The 248-nt window shown below is 63.7% G+C and carries 1 protein-coding gene; it reads left to right on the top strand.

Features of this window, described 5'->3' with window-relative positions; all coding sequences use genetic code 11:
- Positions 1 to 248: hypothetical protein (locus WP12_RS25130; RefSeq protein WP_046191726.1), on the top strand; the 248-nt coding region annotated here is incomplete at both ends.

Genomic DNA, 248 nt, shown 5'->3' with positions numbered 1-248 from the left:
CGCCGCTCCCTTATCGGAGCGGAACGTCGTTCCTCGCATGGGCGATCGTCAACAACAACCAGCCCGTTCCCGACGTGTTCTCCAAGATGACCAAAATCGCAGCTTCGGGCCGACTGGGCCTGATAGCGCCGATGGCTGGACGGCATATGTTCGGGCACCGTGGTATGCCGTCCATTGCCGCTGCCACGCATGTGAACCGCGATGCGCTCGCCGCCGAGGAAGATCTCGACGGTGCGCGCGGTGAAGCG

Origin of the sequence: Sphingomonas sp. SRS2 (genome assembly GCF_000971055.1) — a bacterium.
Classification (GTDB): Bacteria; Pseudomonadota; Alphaproteobacteria; order Sphingomonadales; family Sphingomonadaceae; genus Rhizorhabdus.
The sequence above is the reverse complement of the archived record's forward strand: the minus strand, read 5'-3'. Positions and strand labels throughout refer to the sequence as shown.